The organism is Winogradskyella marincola, assembly GCF_029624125.1.
GTDB classification, from domain to species: domain Bacteria; phylum Bacteroidota; class Bacteroidia; order Flavobacteriales; family Flavobacteriaceae; genus Winogradskyella; species Winogradskyella marincola.
On sequence record NZ_JARSBN010000002.1, the window covers coordinates 329,057 to 346,862 of the forward strand.

20 protein-coding genes are annotated in these 17,806 nt (G+C 33.0%); 1 reads left to right on the plus strand and 19 read right to left on the minus strand.

All coding sequences use genetic code 11. The features are described from left to right. Nucleotide 1 precedes the first annotated feature (1 nt). The 3 genes from dut to P7122_RS04705 all read right to left on the minus strand — a co-directional run bounded on the left by dut (nt 2) and on the right by P7122_RS04705 (nt 2,507). On the minus strand, nt 2–436 hold the full coding sequence (gene dut / locus P7122_RS04695) for a dUTP diphosphatase (protein WP_138432478.1): 435 nt from the start codon (nt 434–436) through the stop codon (nt 2–4). Further along, complete coding sequence (locus P7122_RS04700; protein WP_278004623.1) at nt 433–1,863, minus strand: oligosaccharide flippase family protein; 1,431 nt, start codon at nt 1,861–1,863, stop codon at nt 433–435. The genes dut and P7122_RS04700 overlap by 4 nt, the downstream gene beginning before the upstream one ends. Nucleotides 1,864–1,973: 110 nt before the next feature. Further along, entirely contained in the window at nt 1,974–2,507 is a 534-nt protein-coding gene (locus tag P7122_RS04705; protein WP_278004624.1) for a hypothetical protein, read from the minus strand. A gap of 174 nt (nt 2,508–2,681) precedes the next feature. Between P7122_RS04705 and P7122_RS04710 the strand changes: the two genes are divergently transcribed. Continuing rightward, complete coding sequence (locus tag P7122_RS04710) at nt 2,682–3,005, plus strand: hypothetical protein (RefSeq protein ID WP_278004625.1); 324 nt, start codon at nt 2,682–2,684, stop codon at nt 3,003–3,005. 52 nt (nt 3,006–3,057) lie between these two features. On the opposite strand, the gene P7122_RS04715 is transcribed toward P7122_RS04710, so the two are convergent. The 16 genes from P7122_RS04715 to P7122_RS04790 all read right to left on the minus strand — a co-directional run bounded on the left by P7122_RS04715 (nt 3,058) and on the right by P7122_RS04790 (nt 17,788). Continuing rightward, a complete protein-coding gene (locus P7122_RS04715) occupies nt 3,058–4,701 on the minus strand; it encodes a hypothetical protein (RefSeq protein ID WP_278004626.1) in 1,644 nt (547 codons plus the stop codon). A gap of 164 nt (nt 4,702–4,865) precedes the next feature. Then, complete coding sequence (gene atpG / locus P7122_RS04720; RefSeq protein WP_278004627.1) at nt 4,866–5,726, minus strand: ATP synthase F1 subunit gamma; 861 nt, start codon at nt 5,724–5,726, stop codon at nt 4,866–4,868. A 90-nt stretch (nt 5,727–5,816) separates the two neighbouring features. After that, on the minus strand, nt 5,817–7,397 hold the full coding sequence (gene atpA / locus P7122_RS04725; protein ID WP_278004628.1) for a F0F1 ATP synthase subunit alpha: 1,581 nt from the start codon (nt 7,395–7,397) through the stop codon (nt 5,817–5,819). 33 nt (nt 7,398–7,430) lie between these two features. After that, nucleotides 7,431–7,967: an ATP synthase F1 subunit delta gene (gene atpH / locus P7122_RS04730; protein ID WP_278004629.1), complete on the minus strand. Its 537-nt coding sequence runs from the start codon at nt 7,965–7,967 to the stop codon at nt 7,431–7,433. Nucleotides 7,968–7,973: 6 nt separating this feature from the next. Beyond that, nucleotides 7,974–8,474, minus strand: coding sequence for a F0F1 ATP synthase subunit B (locus P7122_RS04735; protein ID WP_278004630.1), 501 nt, complete (start codon nt 8,472–8,474; stop codon nt 7,974–7,976). A gap of 103 nt (nt 8,475–8,577) precedes the next feature. Continuing rightward, entirely contained in the window at nt 8,578–8,766 is a 189-nt protein-coding gene (gene atpE / locus P7122_RS04740) for an ATP synthase F0 subunit C (RefSeq protein ID WP_004569351.1), read from the minus strand. A 40-nt stretch (nt 8,767–8,806) separates the two neighbouring features. Next, a complete protein-coding gene (atpB, locus tag P7122_RS04745; protein WP_278004631.1) occupies nt 8,807–9,925 on the minus strand; it encodes a F0F1 ATP synthase subunit A in 1,119 nt (372 codons plus the stop codon). A gap of 89 nt (nt 9,926–10,014) precedes the next feature. Next, nucleotides 10,015–10,407 (minus strand): DUF6168 family protein, encoded by a 393-nt coding sequence (locus P7122_RS04750; RefSeq protein WP_278004632.1) that lies wholly within the window; start codon nt 10,405–10,407, stop codon nt 10,015–10,017. Further along, nucleotides 10,404–10,652 carry an AtpZ/AtpI family protein gene (locus P7122_RS04755; protein WP_278004633.1) on the minus strand — a complete coding sequence of 83 codons (249 nt, stop codon included), beginning with the start codon at nt 10,650–10,652 and terminating at the stop codon, nt 10,404–10,406. The genes P7122_RS04750 and P7122_RS04755 overlap by 4 nt, the downstream gene beginning before the upstream one ends. Continuing rightward, a complete protein-coding gene (locus P7122_RS04760; RefSeq protein ID WP_278004634.1) occupies nt 10,606–11,037 on the minus strand; it encodes a bactofilin family protein in 432 nt (143 codons plus the stop codon). Before P7122_RS04760 ends, P7122_RS04755 begins: the two co-directional genes overlap by 47 nt. A gap of 18 nt (nt 11,038–11,055) precedes the next feature. Further along, complete coding sequence (gene porW, locus P7122_RS04765; protein WP_278004635.1) at nt 11,056–13,668, minus strand: type IX secretion system periplasmic lipoprotein PorW/SprE; 2,613 nt, start codon at nt 13,666–13,668, stop codon at nt 11,056–11,058. Nucleotides 13,669–13,860: 192 nt separating this feature from the next. Continuing rightward, nucleotides 13,861–14,580, minus strand: coding sequence for an ABC transporter ATP-binding protein (locus P7122_RS04770; RefSeq protein ID WP_278004636.1), 720 nt, complete (start codon nt 14,578–14,580; stop codon nt 13,861–13,863). Between the two features lie 15 nt (nt 14,581–14,595). Next, complete coding sequence (locus P7122_RS04775) at nt 14,596–16,074, minus strand: DUF5687 family protein (protein WP_278004637.1); 1,479 nt, start codon at nt 16,072–16,074, stop codon at nt 14,596–14,598. Between the two features lie 51 nt (nt 16,075–16,125). Beyond that, complete coding sequence (locus P7122_RS04780; RefSeq protein ID WP_278004638.1) at nt 16,126–16,818, minus strand: hypothetical protein; 693 nt, start codon at nt 16,816–16,818, stop codon at nt 16,126–16,128. After that, the gene (locus P7122_RS04785) at nt 16,818–17,453 is read right to left on the minus strand and encodes a hypothetical protein (RefSeq protein ID WP_278004639.1); all 636 of its coding nucleotides are present in this window, start codon (nt 17,451–17,453) and stop codon (nt 16,818–16,820) included. The genes P7122_RS04780 and P7122_RS04785 overlap by 1 nt, the downstream gene beginning before the upstream one ends. A gap of 2 nt (nt 17,454–17,455) precedes the next feature. Then, nucleotides 17,456–17,788: a PadR family transcriptional regulator gene (locus P7122_RS04790; RefSeq protein ID WP_278004640.1), complete on the minus strand. Its 333-nt coding sequence runs from the start codon at nt 17,786–17,788 to the stop codon at nt 17,456–17,458. Nucleotides 17,789–17,806: the final 18 nt, after the last annotated feature.

A 17,806-nucleotide genomic window follows, 5' to 3' on the forward strand; every position in this document is an offset into this window, starting at 1 on the left:
TTTATTTTGTCCCTGTGCTTCCAAAACCACCTTCTCCTCTGTCAGTTTCAGAAAGTTCTTCGACTTCTATCCACTCTGCACGCTCGTGCTTTGCAATTACTAACTGCGCAATGCGTTCTCCGTTTTGAATGGTAAATTCTTCGTTAGAAAGATTTACTAAAATCACACCTATCTCACCTCTGTAATCTGCATCTACTGTTCCTGGTGCGTTGAGTACAGTGATTCCTTTTTTGGCTGCCAAACCGCTTCTTGGTCTTACTTGTGCTTCATAACCGATTGGTAATTCTATAAATAGGCCTGTGCCTACTATTGTTCTTTCTAATGGTTTAAGGATTCTGTCTTCGGTTAGGTTGGCTCTTAAGTCCATACCTGCGGAAGCTATGGTTTCGTAATGTGGTAAATCGTGAATGGATTTATTTATGATTTTAATTGTCATCTTCTTCTTAATAATTGTTTGAGTTCTTTTCTTTCTAATAAAGCAATACCTGCAATAAAAATAAGCATTAAAGCAACGTTGAAAAAATAGTTGCCTCTTAGATGTTTAAAAGATATGTAACATAGCACTACTGCAAATCCAATATAGCCTAAAATTCTTGACACTTGATAAGGTACTTTATAGTGTTTTTGCCCTAATACATAAGACATCATCATCATTATTGCATAGGCTAAAAGTGTTGTCCAAGCGGCTGCTATAAAACCGTATTTTGGCAATAAAATAACATTAAGTACAATGGTAATAACAGCTCCTACAATTGAAAAATACATTCCAAATCGTGTTTTGTCTGTGAGTTTGTACCAAATTGCCAGATTAAAATAGATGCCTAAAAACAAATTAGCCAATAACACAATTGGTACAATTTCTAATGCAACCCAATATGCTTCATCTCTAACAATTAAAGCTTTAAAAACATCTATAAACCCAACGATGAATAATAACATTAATGCGCCACAAATAACGAAGTATTTCATGATTAGAGCATAGGTGTTTTTAGCGTTCTTCTCTTTAGCATGATTAAAGAAAAAAGGCTCTGCTCCTAGCCTAAAAGCTTGAATGAAAATAGTCATAAACACGGCTAGCTTATAACATCCTGCATAGGCTCCATTAGTGTCTTTTCCCAACACATCTGGAATTAACCATTTATCAAAATTCTCGTTAATGACATAGGCTAGACCTGCAATCATAACTGGCAAGCCATAATTCAGCATTTGTTTGAATATCGCTTTGTCAAAAATCCATTTCGTTTTTAAAAAATACGGCAACAAAAACAGTATTGTAATTGCACTTGCAGCAAGGTTTGCTATGAAAATATATTTTACTGAATCTGTTTTATCATATCCTGAAAACTCAATATTAAACTTTGGAATTGCCCAAAGAAAAAAGAAATTAAGAATCACATACGTAAGTATGTTACTTAGCTTAATAAATGTGAATTTAATAGGCTTTCCTGTTGCTCTTAAATAAGCAAATGGTGCTACTACTAAGGTATCTAAAACCAACACTCCAATTAGATAATTAAAATAGTCTAAGCGAAGATTTACAAATTCTGCTAAAGGTTGATTAAAAATCATCACAATAGCAAAAACAATTAATGTGGAAACCAATAAACTAATTAAAGTTGTAGAGTAGACTTTACTTTGCTCTTTTTGCTTGCTAAAAAACCTAAAGAATGCCGTTTCCATACCATATGTAAGCAATACATTAAAAAATGCAGCATATACATAGAAATATGTATTGTCTGAATAGCTAGCAGTATCTAATGTGTCTGTGTGTAGCGGTACAAGTACAAAATTCATAAGCCTAGGCAACACCGTTGCTAAACCGTAAATTATAGTGTCTTTAAAAAAGGATTTGAGTACGCTCAATTGCTTAATAATGAAATCGCTTCAAAAATATTAAATATAAATGGGTCTACAGTTAGATAAACAAAAAAGCCTTACTTTTTAGTAAGGCTCTGGTATTGATTAAGATAATTCTAATTGTCGTCTATTTCTTCATCTAGAGTAGCCATGCTACTTGAAGTGCTTCTTTCATAAATAGATGGTGGACCGTTTTCGTAGTAGGTACCTGCCACTTCATTTAAAGAAATTATTTTATGATACTTGATTTGTCCGTTTTCTGAATAGCTTATTACACACTCATCATCTTTGAGATTAAATGGGTAATCTATTGATTTCTCTGCTTTTTGAAATGTATAATTAGGTGATGGATGCTTTAGTACAGCTGTATACTTACTTTCATTTTTAACAAGTTTACCTCTTAAGTTTCTAAAATAAACTTCGTTAATAGTAACTCCCTCTTCAATATTATAAACAGGAACGAAAATATTAATTCCAGTACCACCAACTTTAATCCCAGCATACCACTCTTGAAATACCACAGACTTAACAGTAAAAGGTATTTGTTTTTCAAAATTAGATGTAGCTATTTTGGTGCTAGTACATTGAAAAAAAGAAAATAGTGTTACAGCAAAAACAATGGCATAAATTGCCTTTTTTAGATTCTTCATTATAAGTAGGTTAAAATTTGCTAAAACAATATATATGAAATTATTCTATTTAATCGTTTATTACCATGTGTAATCGATAAGAAGTAATTATATGTAAGATATTATTTCCAAAAATATTTTATTGTTGTAAAGTCTTATAAATATTCTATTTTAACAGAAATAATTTTTTAATACATGATAGGTCCAGCAAAACGATTAATTACAGAAGAAAAAGTAAAAAACTCTTCGTGTTCTCATTGTGGAGAACAAAATACTCTATTGGCTAAAGTATTTTCTAAGATGTTTATTTTGAAAATATTGCCTTTTGTTTATGGGAAAACAACAGAATTATCTTGCTCTCACTGTGAGAAGGTATATGATAAAAATGATACTATTGATCCTGTTACTCAAAGACGTGTGGATATTATAAAAGACGATGCAAAGCATGTCTGGTTCTTATATTTAGGATACGTTTTTATTATAACTGCTTTTATTGTTGCCGTTTTTAAAGATAAGTAAACAAAAAACCCAACTCATATGAGTTGGGTTTTTATAGTGTAGTGATATATACTTAATTTATATTTAAAGTTCCCAATCTAGATCCTTTATTGTTAGATCCATAGATTATATATTCCTTATTGTTTATACCAAAGTTTGTTAGTGGTTGAATTACAATTTGTCTCTTCTCAAAATCTTCTGGATCAACACGCTCTAATTCGCCAGTGTGCTCATCAAAAATGAAAGCAACCGGAATCATTTTATTTACATTTCTAACTTTCTTTACGTCATCCATATCAGTAATTCCGATATTTTTTGGATCATCGTTAACAATCAAAGTAAGCTTGCCATTATGATATAATGGAATTGAACTCAAGTACTCTGGGCCACGACCTAAAACAGTTAACGGAAACATTACAGATGCCGATACTGTTACATTACCACTACTGGCAAACCCAGCAAGACCAATACTCATTTGTTGCACCGTAACTTGTTGCTCTTTTGGCACGACGTTGCTCCATTGTAAAGTTCCATCTTCATTTAAAGATGTTACGATAATCTCATTAGCTATGTAAGTAATGGGAGTGAATGCTAAAGGACCAATCCCAGAAGAACGGCCAACCACTCTTAAGTAGTATTCTGATAATATCATTATACCTCCATTGTCCTTTTCTATTAAATGCGTATTTCTATAAAATGGTTTTAAATCTTTACCCTTTTTTGCTCTTCTTTCCCCTATTAAAGTTTTCTTTACGTCAAAAGTAAATTCGTTAAATGTCTTTTTGGTAATAGTTTGATTTTTGTAGTCTGCAGCAATATCAAAAATTCCTTCAAGACCAGATTGAGCTTTACCACTAGATTTTAAATCTGAATAAAAGCCTATAAGATGAACACTATTATCTTTTGTTTCTATAAGGTTACAGTTTAAAGCCTTTTTTCCAGACAAGTTTATTGTTAGTTCTTCTTTCTCGTAGTTATTCTTAGCCTGATAGCTATGAAGTGTTATATTGTTTACTGTTGTTTTACTTTTTTTATCTCTATAACTCTCGGTTGTAGAAATAAAAACATCACCAAATTCATTGATTGCAAAGTCAGAAAAGTCAAACACTAAGTCTTTTCTATCATCAAATGTCATTGAATAATCATCGTTTAATACAGAACTTAGGTTCTTATCTAATAATGAGAATTTGTAGGTTAATTTTTCTTCTTTTTCAATGATTCCTACGTGAGAAACAAAATAATTTACATTGTCATAAGAGGTATCAAAAACAAAAACTCCTCTATTCTTCTTGTTTTTAACATCTACTGTAAGAAGTGTAATGGTTTTGCCTAACTTTAGATTATTGAGAATCTCCTTTGCTATGAATTTGTTTTGCTTATTCTTTTTGTCATAATAACTTGCCATGACATAAGCTTTATCTTCAATAACCGCAACGTCTTCAATAAACACTTTGTTTCCATTTATTTTTTCTAAATCTAATAGAACACTTTTCTGAAACTTCTTGGTCGCGTTATCAAAAGATTGTAAAAAGTATTTCTTCTTTTTATTAGCTAATCCGTAGATAGTGTTATCTACAACACCTGCTATATGTATTAGACTTCCGTCATTATTTTCTACTTTATCTCCAAAGTTTAGAGAAACATTGCCAACTGTATGTTGAGCACTAACAAAAGTAAAGGTTAAAATAAAACTTAAAATTAAGAGAGTTTTTTTCATGTTTAGATTGGTTTAATAGTATGTTTTTGTAAATAACTTCAAAATTATCCTAAAAACAAAATCCCAGACTTTTTTATGTAAAGTCTGGGATTTTATACTATTTAGTAAATGTCTTTAGCCTAGTTGCTCAATGCTTCTAAGCCAGTTTATCATTTGGCTAACAACTAATTGTTAAGTGCTTCAGCTCCACCAACGATTTCAAGAATTTCGTTAGTAATTGCTGCTTGCCTTGCTTTGTTGTATGTTAATTTTAACTGATCCCTAAGTTCTGTTGCATTATCTGTTGCCTTATGCATAGCAGTCATACGAGCACCATGTTCTGAAGCAAAAGAATCTCTAATACCTTTATACAATTGCGTTTTTAAAGACTTTGGAATAAGCGTTTCTACAATTTCTTGTTTGCTAGGCTCAAAGATGTAATCTAAATTTTCATTAGAATCGCTCTCAACAGGAATTATAGGTAAAAATTGCTCTGTCATTACAATTTGCGTTGCTGCATTTTTAAAGTGGTTGTATACCAACTCTACTTTATCGTACTCACCAGCAACAAACTTATCCATTACCATTTGAGCTATTTCTGCAACATTGTCAAACGTTAAATCATCAAAAACTTCACTTTTATTAGCAATAACGTTACCCTGTTTAGCAAAGACATCATTTACTTTTTTACCAATTGTAAGAATTGAAACATCCTTACCAGCATATGTTTCTGATAACAGTACATTAACCTGCTTAATAATGTTAGAGTTAAATGCACCAGCTAAACCTCTATTAGAAGATATAGCAACAATAAGTACCTTTTTTACTTCTCTTTGTTCTGCAAATTTACTTCCGCTATCAGCATCTAATGTAGCGCTTAAGCTCTGAAGCAATTCTGTTAACTTATTAGAATAAGGACGCATTGCAGTAATAGCATCTTGAGCTTTCTTCAATTTTGCAGCAGATACCATTTTCATAGCACTGGTAATCTGCATCGTTGAAGATACCGAAGATATTCTATTACGTATTTCTTTTAAGTTTGCCATTCTTTTATTTATCATTCCGCACTTAATGCGGAATCTTTTTTAATAATTGAACTTCAAATATTGAGATTCCTGCCTTCGCAGGAATGACAATTAAGCTTTAAACTTCGCAGAAAGGTCTTTAGCTACTTTTGTTAAAGTATCGATTACCTCATCTGTTAATTTACCAGCTTTTAATGTATCTAAAGTATCTCTATGCTTAGCATTTAAGTACTCTATATAATCTCTTTCAAATTCTTTTACTTTCTCTACAGGAACATCTTTTAATAAGTTCTTAGAACCAGCATAAATGATTGCTACCTGATCTTCTACAGTAAACGGATCGTTTTGAGCTTGTTTTAAGATCTCTACGTTACGCTTACCTTTTTCAATTACATTTAAAGTAGCTGCATCTAAATCTGAACCAAACTTAGCAAACGCTTCTAATTCACGGAACTGTGCTTGGTCTAATTTTAAAGTACCAGATACTTTTTTCATTGATTTAATCTGAGCAGAACCACCAACACGAGATACAGAGATACCTACGTTAATTGCAGGACGTACACCAGAGTTAAATAAATCTGACTCTAAGAATATCTGACCATCTGTAATAGAAATTACGTTTGTTGGGATATATGCAGAAACGTCACCAGCTTGTGTTTCAATAATTGGTAATGCAGTTAAAGAACCACCACCTTTTACGATTGGCTTTAATGACTCTGGTAAGTCATTCATGTTTTTAGCGATTTCGTCATCTGCAATTACTTTTGCCGCACGCTCTAATAATCTAGAGTGTAAGTAGAAAACGTCACCTGGATACGCCTCACGTCCTGGTGGACGACGTAATAATAAAGATACCTCACGGTAAGCAACTGCTTGCTTAGATAAATCATCATAAACGATTAAAGCAGGACGACCAGTATCTCTAAAGTACTCACCAATAGCAGCACCAGCGAAAGGCGCATATACTTGCATTGGTGCAGGATCTGATGCGTTTGCCGCTACAATAACTGTATACGCTAAAGCACCTTTATCTTCTAATGTTTTTGCGATGTTTGCTACTGTTGAAGCTTTTTGACCTACAGCAACATATACACAGAATACAGGCTCACCTGCATCATAAAATTCTTTTTGATTTAAGATGGTATCAATACAAACCGTAGTCTTACCTGTCTGACGGTCTCCAATTACCAACTCACGCTGACCTCTACCTACAGGAATCATAGCATCAATAGATTTGATACCTGTTTGCATTGGCTCATCTACTGGCTGACGGAAAATTACACCAGGTGCCTTACGCTCTAATGGCATTTCGTATAAATCACCACCAATTGGTCCTTTACCGTCAATTGGGTTACCAAGAGTATCAACAACTCTACCAACCATTTCTTCACCTACTTTAATAGATGCAATACGGTTAGTACGTTTTACTGTAGCTCCTTCTTTAATTTCTTTTGAAGGCCCTAATAATACGATACCAACGTTATCTTCTTCAAGGTTAAGTACAATACCTTCTAAGCCACCTTCAAATTCTACTAATTCTCCGTATTGTGCATTAGAAAGTCCGTAAGCACGTACGATACCATCACCTACAGTTAATACTGTTCCTACTTCGTTTAATGAAGCACCTGCTTCAAAACCTGAAAGTTGTTGTTTTAAGATTGCTGATATTTCAGCTGGTTTTACTTCTGCCATTTTATTTAGTCTTTAGCTACTAGCGTTTAGCTATTAGTTTAATGTAAATTCTCTTTTTAAATTGTTTAGTTTGTTAGCGATACTTGCATCATATTGTAAGTCACCAACTCTAAGTATAAAACCTCCTAAGATAGATTCGTCTACAGTGTTTTCTATTTCGGTAGTTTTTCCTGTAAGCTCTTTTACTTTTGCTAACACCTTTTCTTCTAATTCTTTAGATAGTGGTGTTGCTGAAGTAACTTTAGCAATTTGAGTTTCTCTTAACTGATCGTATAACTGCGTATATTTTACAGCAACATCTCCTAATAAAGAAAGACGCTTATTTGCAATTAATACATCGATTAAGTTTACAGTTGCAGTATTAGCATCTTTAAAGATAGAAACTAAAACTGATTTTTTATCTGAAGACCTTACTACAGGGCTTAACATCACTGCTTTTAACTCAATATTTTCTGCAATAGCATTTGCTATTTGTTTCATATCGGCATTCACAGCTTCAGCTGAACCATTATCGGTAGCTAAACTAAGTACTGCCTTTGCATAACGTATTGCTGCTCTAGATTCTGCCATCTATAATTAGTTTAAAGTGGTTTCGCCTAACATATCTTCAACAAGTTTTAATTGCTTGTCTTTGTTAGATAACTCTTCGCGCACTACTTTTTCTGCTATGTCAATTGATAAACCTGCTACATGACTTTTTAATTCTGCCATTGCAGCTTTCTTTTCGCTTTCTATTGCAGCTTGTGCCTGCTCAATCATTTTACCTGCTTTGTCTTGCGCTTCGTTTGTAGCTTCAGAAATGATTTTATCTTTCATCTCTCTAGCTTCTTTTAAAAGCGTTTCTCTCTCAAGACGAGCCTCTTGTAATAAACGCTCGTTATCTGCTTGTAAGTTAGCCATTTCTAATTTAGCATTTTCAGCTGCTTTTAAGGCGTCTTCAATACCGCTTTCTCTAGCGTCTAATGCTGCTAAGATAGGTTTCCAAGCAAAAGCTCTTAATAATACAATTAGTATAACTAAGATGATAAGTTGCATAAAAAACAACCCTGGTGAAAAATCATTTAATAACTGATCCATTTTTAACTATATAAAAAGTTTGTCTTTTTGTTTAATTTTTTTTAAAAAACAGTTCTGCAACCAACCGTTGCAGATACTGTTTTAGATTTGTTTCTTTTGAGAATTACTTCCCTAGGATTAATGCACCGAAAGCTAAACCTTCTAATAATGCACCGATGATGATCATCGCAGTTTGGATTTTTCCAGCTGCTTCAGGTTGACGAGCAATACCTTCCATTGCTTTACCACCAATTTGACCTAAACCGATACCACCACCGATTACGATTAATCCTGCTCCAATTAAATTGTACATACTAATTGATTTTTATAAATATTAATTAAACAAATTCTTATTAATGATGGTCGTCGTGTTCTTCGACAGCCATTCCTATAAATAACGATGATAACATCGTAAAAATAAATGCTTGTAAAAAGGCTACTAAAATTTCAATAACCGATATAAATAATGCTAAAACTAATGACATACCTGTAGATGCTACAGGACCAAAAGCTTCTTTCATTGTAATCATTAATGCTATTAAGCTCATTACCACAAAGTGACCAGCAGTCATGTTTGCAAACAAACGTACTAATAAAGAGAATGGCTTAATTACGATAAAACCAACCAACTCTATTACTGCTAATATTGGCCTTAATATTACCGGTACACCAGGCATCCATAATGTATGTTTCCAGAAATCTTTACTTCCGCTAAACATATAGATAACCATAGTAAATAATGCTAAACAAACTGTTACTGCAATTTGCCCTGTAACATTAAATCCTAATGGAGTTAATCCTAATAAATTTAAAATCCAGATAAAGAAGAATACAGTCAATAAAAAGCCCATAAACTTTCTATACTTTTTCTCACCAATATTTGGCTTAGCTATTTCGTCTCTTACGTAAATTACTAGAGGCTCTAATACTCTACCAATACCTTTAGGAACGTGTCCTCTTTTGTATCCTCTTGCCAAGGCTCCAAACCCTAACAACAATAAAAGACCAGCTAACAACATACCAAACACACTTTTAGTAATAGAAAAGTCTAACACTCTGTGAGCATTTGTTGGGTGGTGTTCTTCGTCAAAATTTACTGAAGTAGCATTTTGATCTAACTCATAGATTTTGCTATGAATCTTAGTTAACTTAACTCCTCCTTTTTCAACAACAACATGACCAGCATCATCATGGTGAAATTCTGAAGACATAAAGGTTTTTAAACCTTCACTTGTCCATACAATAACTGGCAACGGAAAACTGTAATGTGTACCAGACTCATTGTGTGTGTAAAAATGGAAGTCGTGAGAATCCTTTAAGTGATGCGCTATGTATTCTCTTATTTCCTCAGGAGTATCAACCTTTTCTCCTTCTCCATGAGATTGAGAAGGCTCTTTTGCGTAACCAAACAAAGTAGTTAACGCCATTAAAATCAGTAAGTAAGACTTGATAGGTTTTTGTGCTATCTTCATTTTTTTCTTTTGAAAAATTTTACGCTCGCTAAATTCGGCGCAAAGGTACGCATTTTATTAACAACTAAAACCTTTTTTGTTAATATTAATTAAACACTCTTTTTACTTAAGATTTTTGCTATAAAAAAAACCTCTACAGCAAGAAACACCATCATAGGTATAACAAGGGATAAGCGCTGATTTGTGTTTAATGTTATTTTAAAAATCGAATTATAAAATGTTGCTCCGAAAATGGGTAATTTTAAAAAAATTGAAGCCAAATAGTACAAACCTATCTGATTTTCCATTTTTTTAACCGTACTTAAAATATTAAGTAACAAACAGATAATTAATGAAAAAACAGCAAAAAACACATACACCTTTAACAAGGAGAATGGTAAGTTAATCTGGTATTCTTCTGTATAAAAATTATGTGTAGTAAATCCTAAAAAACCTAGAAGTGCAAAAGCTATGACGTAGGTAATACTGTTTTTTAACATCATTCTTTAGATGCTTTTATTGCTTGTTTAATGACTAAATATAACGATATAAATACAGCTATTAATGTTACGACTTGTTCGTAAAAATTGGTATTGTAATTTTTGTCTAGCCATTTGCCTAGATAATTACCTAAAAAGATAGTTGCTCCCATTTGAAATGCAACTGCTGTAAATTGTAAAAACTTATTGTTTTTTATTTTACTACCCTTGTTGTCTTTGGGCGATTTGCTCTGGTTGCTTTGTTCCATTAGGTAGTTCTTTTACTGTACCTTTCATACTACAAGTGGCATTAAATGTTGCTCCTGGCTCTACAGCTAGTTTACTGGTATGAACCTCTCCTTCTATATGCGCAGTAGATTTTAAAGACAACGTACCAGATAAAATTAATTTTCCAGAAAACTTACCTTCAAAATCAGCATTTTCACCTTGTAACGTTCCTTTTATATAACCCGATTTACCAACAACTACTTTACCAGACGTCTTTACATTACCTTCAACCGTACCATCTATTCTAAATGGTCCTTGGCTAGCTATATCACCAATTATTTTGGTGCCTTGTGCTATGATGTTTTGTTGTGTACTTGTTTCCATACTTATTGCGTATTTAGATTTTTTATTGTCTGAGGAAAACATTGTTGATTTGGTATTAATTTATTCTAATTTGAGGTATGCGTTTAAGTTTTTATGACGTTGGATAATAGCATAATTTGGAGACGAAATAGCAAAATAATCTTTTGTAATTTTTGGTTTTACTGGTCTGCCTCTGCTATCTTTTTCGTCTGATTGTAACAATTGAGCAAAGCCAGTTGCTCCTTGTATACTTGTAAGGCCATGAACTACGACAAACCTTGTGTTTTCATCATATACATCTACTGATGTCGTAAGGTCAAAATATTTTATTTTTTTCTCAATCTCTTCGTTTAGTGTTTTTACAAAAGCATCGATATCTTCTCCAGAACCGTTTTCAAATTGATATACCACATTAAAATGCTTGGCCTTATCATCTTCTACAAATTCTTTTTTTGCTAAAACAGGAATAGCATTTTGAAGCAACTCTTGGGCTTTTTTACCTTCATCTGTATTAGGATATGTTAGCGCTATATAATCTATTCCTTTTTTATACTCCTCAAACCCATAAAGACGTCCTTTGGCAGAAGCTTTTAAAATTTCGAACTTAGGCAAAAAGTCATCTCCTTCTAGGCGCTTTATTTGTTTCCCTGCCTCAGCAATAACCTCAGCATACTCCTCATTTTCAAATTTTTTGTAGAGATTAGTATAAATAACCTCTGGACTATTTTCATCTTTTGATAATTCGGATTGCGGATTAAGTATGATTTCGGCATAACGCGAATCTGGATAATTAGTAACAATATCTGCCTTCATAGCCTCTGCCTTGTTTGACAGACCTAACTCTGTATAAATCTTATACAAGTTGTATTTTGAAGGTAATATGAGCCTCTCCTCTGGATTGTTTTGCAACAAATCTTCAAATCTAGATTTTGATAGTAAAAGCTCTTTAAACTTCTCTCTGTAAATAATTCCTAATTGGTAATACGCAAAATTTCTTTCTTTAGAGATACTATCTAAAACAGTTTGCTCAGTTGGCAAAGATGCTATATAAATCTCAGGATTGTACTGATCTTCCTCGCCTGTTATGGATGTTACGTTTTCTGTTTTCTCAGAATTTTTTATTCCTGCTTTTTCTCTAGACAATCTCCAATTATCCTGAAGTTTACGGTCTCCCCAAATTTTTAAAAACTCATTTTTACCGTAAGCAACGGTTGTTGTATTGTAAAAATAAAAACTACTACCATTATCACTACCCGTTGAGGAAAAACCAGGCAATCCTCTTGGACTCATACCAGACACCACATTTTTATCTTTTGTAGAATTAAGTGCTGTACGCTGTGTGGATTCTCTGTTTTTTTTCTCCTCTTCCATACGCTGCTCTTCTTCTAGAGCCTTATCCTTTAGCGCTTCTGCATACTTAGCGTATATAGCAAGCTGCTCTTCTTTTGGCAAACTAACCATATGAAGAATACTATCGTTAACCTGAGCAACACCTTCGTAATAAATAACATCATCAAGGTTTTCTCGTTTACGTTTTAGTACTCTGTAAGGCTTCGTGTTAGGCGTCATAGCCGTAAGCGTACTATCATAGTATGCGCCTGCTGTTTTGTACACATTACGATCAAAATACATGTTTCCTACGGTCTCATAATTAAGAGCCCTTAAGTACTTATCTGATGTTACTTTTCGTAATGATTTGTTATAATAAGCTTCTGCTAAGCTATCTGAAGCTTTATAACGATGAAACTCTGCTATGCGATAATAAATCTTATCTAAGAATGGTCTGTTCTCTCGGTTTTCTTCCAAGTCAGTTAAGTACTCTAAAAACTCGACTTCGTTCCCTTTTTCAGCATCAAAATTATAGGACTTTTCAAGATGAGCGTTAATGTAGAATGCTCTGGGAATTTGTCTGTGCATATCTATAATAGCGTCAAACTCTATATTGGCACTATCTTTTTCTTCAAACTCATTGTAGAGTTGTCCTCTTATAAAATGAAAACGTGCTTTTTCGCTCTTTACCTTTGTGTTTTCTGCTGCAATACCCAATAAAGCTATAGCGCTATCCTTTGCTTTGATATTAATATAAGCCTGAGCCAACGTTGCTGTTGCATCTGCTAAATCTTGGTCTTCGAGCTCTTCTTCTTCGAGTAAGCGCTTTAATTTTTTTATAGCTCCTTCATTATTATCTAATCGCATATTAGATTTTTCGCGCCAAATCTTTACTTGGTTAATCTTATCGCTTGTAGGATACTTATTTAAAATATTATTGAAAGCCGCTAACGCAGGCACAAAACGCTGATCGTAATATCTTGCTTTTCCTAGTAGTAAATAAGCTTCGTCTATTTGCGGATTTTTTTCTTTACCACCTATATTCATTCCGTGTTTTTGAATGGCTTTTATAGCCTTTTCCTCTGCACGTTCAAAATCTGCATTTTTAGATTGTCCTGGTAAAAAAACATCTTCGTTAACTTGCATACGCTCTACTGGCAGCAACTCCCAAAAGTTCTCTGTGTATGCATCATTAATAGCAAGTTTCCCTCTATCTAAAGCAATGTTACCATTGTACAGAATATTATACTTTGTACCCAAAGCATGAAAGTTTCTGTTGATGAAAGTGTCCTTTTTTCGTGAGCAATTCTGTACAATAATTGCCAATAATAAAAAGGTGAATATGGATTTTATGCTAAGCTTCAACGTTGGTTCTATTTAATTAATAGATAACTAAATTATAGCACATTTAGTGTGCTGAGTGGTAAAAATAAGCATCTTTTTGAATTTATGATGTTATTACATTGTTTTTCGAGAAAAGACAAAGTCTGACCAAACAAAAAAGCCTGTGAAATTTTAAATCTTCACAAGCTTTTAAAAATTGATTAATTGGATAGATTATTCCTCTTCTTGAGCAGCCATGCTGCCAGAAAAATGAGCTTCTAATTCTTTTAAAGTTGTAGGATTGGTTTCTAAATCTTTTATGACATTTCCTTTTTCTAACACAACTATACGCTCACAAACATCTGTAACGTGCAATAAATCGTGGCTAGACACTAAGACTGTAACGCCTCTTGTTTCTGCCAGATCTTTTATAATCTGCTTTAAACGTATTTGCGTTGTTGGGTCTAAATTGGCAAATGGCTCATCTAAAATAATAACCTCAGGATTTCCTATAAGCGCAGCAACAATACCTGCTTTCTTTTGATTTCCTTTACTTAAATCTCGAAGGTATTTTTTCTTCCCAAGGATTTCACCGTTAAAGAAATCTTCAAACTGAGACGTTAAAGCGTCTACATCTGCTTTGTTCTGCCCTCTTAAATCTCCAATAAAATAAAAGTATTCTTCTGGAGTAAGGTAGCCTATTAAGAAACTTTCGTCTATAAATGCAGATGTAAAAGGCTTCCAGTCTTCACTTTTATCTACCACAACATTATTATTGGTTATGCTTCCTGTGGTAGGTTTTATTAAATCTAGTAAGAGACTAAAATACGTTGTTTTTCCTGCTCCGTTGTTTCCTACCAAACCAAAGCTTTGGCCTTTAGGAATGTTTAATTCTTCTATATTAAGAACAGTTGTTCCGTTGTATGTTTTTGAAAGATCTTTTGTTTGTATCATGGTTGTGTTGTGTAATTAGTTGTCTTGACTGAAAGCATCAATCATTTTGTATTTTGAATCCAAGTAGCGTTGCGTAATAGATTTCATTAGTTTTTTATGAAGCACTATACCTGTAACTCCTATTAAAATAAGCACTGCTACTCCGGCTTCGAAACCAATAAAATAGTTGGCTACCGAAAAAATTATCAATGGAATTAGCATAATAGGCAATCCTATAATCCATTGTACTGCTCCTGTACCTTGATAGTTAAATGCTGCTCGCTGATTTAGGTCTATTTTCTTTCTATTAAAAGAACCTCCGTATAACATAATGTGCGAGTTAACACCAATATTGTAGATGGCTGCTGCAAAATGCATGACTAAAATCTTCCAACCAAAATAGATGTACGGAATTCCTAAAACAAACATAATAACAACGCTAAGCATCATAAGTACAAATTTTGAACGCAAATACTGCTCGTATTTAATATTCTGGCTCATTAACATTTTGTAATAACCACTATCCCAAGCCGGAATAAACTGCCCAAAATTGATAAGAAAAATACCTGTTGAAAACACACCTACAAAAGATGCAGCATATAAAGAATCTTTGTATACTGGTTGGGTATAAGAAAACAAACCGTACAAGAGGCCAATAATCATTATAAAAGCTGAAGATTTGGTGCGCTTATTACGCCAAATTAACTTTAAATCTAATTGCATAAATGGTGCAATGTCTCCAAAACGATTGGTCCAAGATAAATCTGCGGCTTTAACTTCGGTTACTTTAGATTTTAATCCACTATCCAAGAATAATTTTGCTCTTAATGCCTTAAAATTAATGACGTAAAACAGCACCAACAACACCAATGGAATTACAATTAAAACAGGATTATTAGAAATACCCATAAAAGCATTACCTACCAAAGACGTCATTGATACAATGCCAAAATACTCTAAACCATACAGAACACCAACAATTGCTATTAATGGCAAAAATGGCAAATCGGTTTTTGAGGATAAAGCTTCAATAATAAAGTTTAAGAAATTAATAATGAGTACTACAATTATTAAAGCAAACATCCATGGCAATATCTGAGTGGTTTCGTAACCTTCTTTAATAAGCATTACACTAAATGGAATAATAGCGAAAAGCGGTAAAAAATTAAAAAACGACAATGCAGATTTACCCAACACAAAATGCACGATAGTTGAGCGCTTTATTGGCAAGGTTAACAGCGGTTTTACACTCATTACTGGCAACTTTTGCAAAAAGAAACGCATCATTAAATCTACCATAAGCCAATAGAATAAAAGTCCGTTAGCTATTACAAATGGATCTTGATTTGGATAAACTTCTTTAAAAATGGAAAGCAAACCAAAGCCTAAACTCAAAAAAATTAAAACAAACCATAATGCAAAAAAGACCAATAGTACATTTAGTCCTAAACTTTTTTGCCAATATGAGGAACGGAAATACTGTTTCCACTCTAAGTTAAGAAAGTGCTTTATCATAAGCTGGTGGTTAGTTGATTTGTAAAGTTAGTATCTAAAAGAGCAAATTTGTTACAAAGAAAACTCGGGATAGGTTTCATTTAACAATTCTTCAGCTTTATCTGGAATAAGCTGAAAACTAATATAATTGAATATAGTTAGTGCAGTAAAAACTAATGTTAAACCAAAAACAGCATAACTATTAGTTGTAAATTCTTCAGAAATATTAAAAACGTTATAAAGCTGTGATAAAAACAGAAACGAAATACCACCTGCTTGCTTAAAAATCATCTCTTCTAGCAACCATTTTTTATTAGAAACTTCTTTACGCTTTCTAAATTGTCTGTTTAACTGAATACTTTTAAAGGCACACCATAAAAAAATTAAAACGTAAAATGCTACAGAAAAAACACTAACATAACTCGAAGAAAACGCCAAATAAAACACACAAAACAAACTTAGTGTTGCTAATATTTGCGGTACTCTAAACCATTGTTTAAGCTCGTTCCAAAAATAGTATCTATAACGCTTATTCATGGCTTTTTGTCGTTCTTCAATAGCTTCCATAAAACCAAAAATGCCAAATTTTTTGAAAGCCTTATCTCTGGCATCTTCAAAACTTAGTTTTGGCTGGTCTAGCCACATGGTTTCTATATCATTTGCCAGGTGATCTACCAATTCGGTTTGTAAATCATAATGCTCTACATAATGTTTTCTTGTAAAAGCATAAAGGTCTTGTATTTGAGATTCGGCAAGTTTCATCATTACAGACATTTTAATTTCAACATCTTTTTATAAGCATATTTATAAACTTTGTAACCAGCAGCCATCATTAAAAGGTAAATCGTCATAAGGAATGGTAACCATAAATGTAAGTACGACTTAGGAAGTAATTGAAGTGGTAGGTTTATCATTATCAATCCGAAAGAAAAATAGAACAATCCATACTGCATATTTACCGACTTGCCTAACTTCTTTCTCCATGTCTTAAGAGATTCATACAAAAGCACTAAAATTGGCACAAGTAAAACCGTAAAAGCAACTAACTTTATATACTCAGAAAAAATAACAGTTATTCTATTGAACAAGAGGTAAAACGCAATAAAACCAATAAGTGTTGCTGGATTTTTGAGTAGTTTTAAAATTTCATCGAAATGCATTTTTCTGTAAATCTTGTTTGTAGATTTCCAACTTTGTATATGCACTGCCTCTAGATTTTTGCCCCAACCAGCATTAACAAGGCTGTGATTAAAAGCGGTTTCAAAATCTGTAGTATCTTCATAATTTTCAATATCAGAAACCAGATGATCCACCATTTCTAAGCGTACATCCCAATATTTAATACCTCCTTTTTTAAGGTAGTTGTCTATAAATTGTACGTCTTCCTTTGTTAATTTCATTCTTAAGCCAATTTAGGATTTACCAAAGTTTGCATGGTTTTTATATATTCTGCTAATTCTTCGAGCTTGTTTGCAGTTTCTTTAGTACCGTTTTCAGTTAACTTATAATACTTTCTAAGTCGGTTATCTACCTTTGCTACCTCAACATCTAGCAAGCCTTGCGCTTCTAATTTGTGCAATGCAGGATAGAGTGCGCCTTCTGTAATTTTAAGCTCTCCCTTGGTTAGCTCTTTTACTTTTTGGGTAATCTCGTAGCCATACATCTTATCATTCTCGTTTAATAACTTTAAAATGATGGTATTTAAACTGCCTTTATATAATTTTGAATTGCTCATAGTAAGTCAAATATACAT

Excerpts from the sequence above, each read along its gene's own strand:
- atpH (WP_278004629.1), bottom strand. The coding sequence starts at position 7,967 with ATGGCAGAATCTAGAGCAGCAATACGTTATGCAAAGGCAGTACTTAGT.
- P7122_RS04705 (WP_278004624.1), bottom strand. The coding sequence starts at position 2,507 with ATGAAGAATCTAAAAAAGGCAATTTATGCCATTGTTTTTGCTGTAACA.
- P7122_RS04735 (WP_278004630.1), bottom strand. The coding sequence starts at position 8,474 with ATGGATCAGTTATTAAATGATTTTTCACCAGGGTTGTTTTTTATGCAA.
- P7122_RS04750 (WP_278004632.1), bottom strand. The coding sequence starts at position 10,407 with ATGATGTTAAAAAACAGTATTACCTACGTCATAGCTTTTGCACTTCTA.
- dut (WP_138432478.1), bottom strand. The coding sequence starts at position 436 with ATGACAATTAAAATCATAAATAAATCCATTCACGATTTACCACATTAC.
- P7122_RS04755 (WP_278004633.1), bottom strand. The coding sequence starts at position 10,652 with ATGGAACAAAGCAACCAGAGCAAATCGCCCAAAGACAACAAGGGTAGT.
- P7122_RS04770 (WP_278004636.1), bottom strand. The coding sequence starts at position 14,580 with ATGATACAAACAAAAGATCTTTCAAAAACATACAACGGAACAACTGTT.
- atpA (WP_278004628.1), bottom strand. The coding sequence starts at position 7,397 with ATGGCAGAAGTAAAACCAGCTGAAATATCAGCAATCTTAAAACAACAA.
- atpG (WP_278004627.1), bottom strand. The coding sequence starts at position 5,726 with ATGGCAAACTTAAAAGAAATACGTAATAGAATATCTTCGGTATCTTCA.
- P7122_RS04790 (WP_278004640.1), bottom strand. The coding sequence starts at position 17,788 with ATGAGCAATTCAAAATTATATAAAGGCAGTTTAAATACCATCATTTTA.
- P7122_RS04710 (WP_278004625.1), top strand. The coding sequence starts at position 2,682 with ATGATAGGTCCAGCAAAACGATTAATTACAGAAGAAAAAGTAAAAAAC.
- P7122_RS04775 (WP_278004637.1), bottom strand. The coding sequence starts at position 16,074 with ATGATAAAGCACTTTCTTAACTTAGAGTGGAAACAGTATTTCCGTTCC.
- atpE (WP_004569351.1), bottom strand. The coding sequence starts at position 8,766 with ATGTACAATTTAATTGGAGCAGGATTAATCGTAATCGGTGGTGGTATC.
- P7122_RS04715 (WP_278004626.1), bottom strand. The coding sequence starts at position 4,701 with ATGAAAAAAACTCTCTTAATTTTAAGTTTTATTTTAACCTTTACTTTT.
- P7122_RS04760 (WP_278004634.1), bottom strand. The coding sequence starts at position 11,037 with ATGTTTTCCTCAGACAATAAAAAATCTAAATACGCAATAAGTATGGAA.
- P7122_RS04780 (WP_278004638.1), bottom strand. The coding sequence starts at position 16,818 with ATGATGAAACTTGCCGAATCTCAAATACAAGACCTTTATGCTTTTACA.
- P7122_RS04785 (WP_278004639.1), bottom strand. The coding sequence starts at position 17,453 with ATGAAATTAACAAAGGAAGACGTACAATTTATAGACAACTACCTTAAA.
- atpB (WP_278004631.1), bottom strand. The coding sequence starts at position 9,925 with ATGAAGATAGCACAAAAACCTATCAAGTCTTACTTACTGATTTTAATG.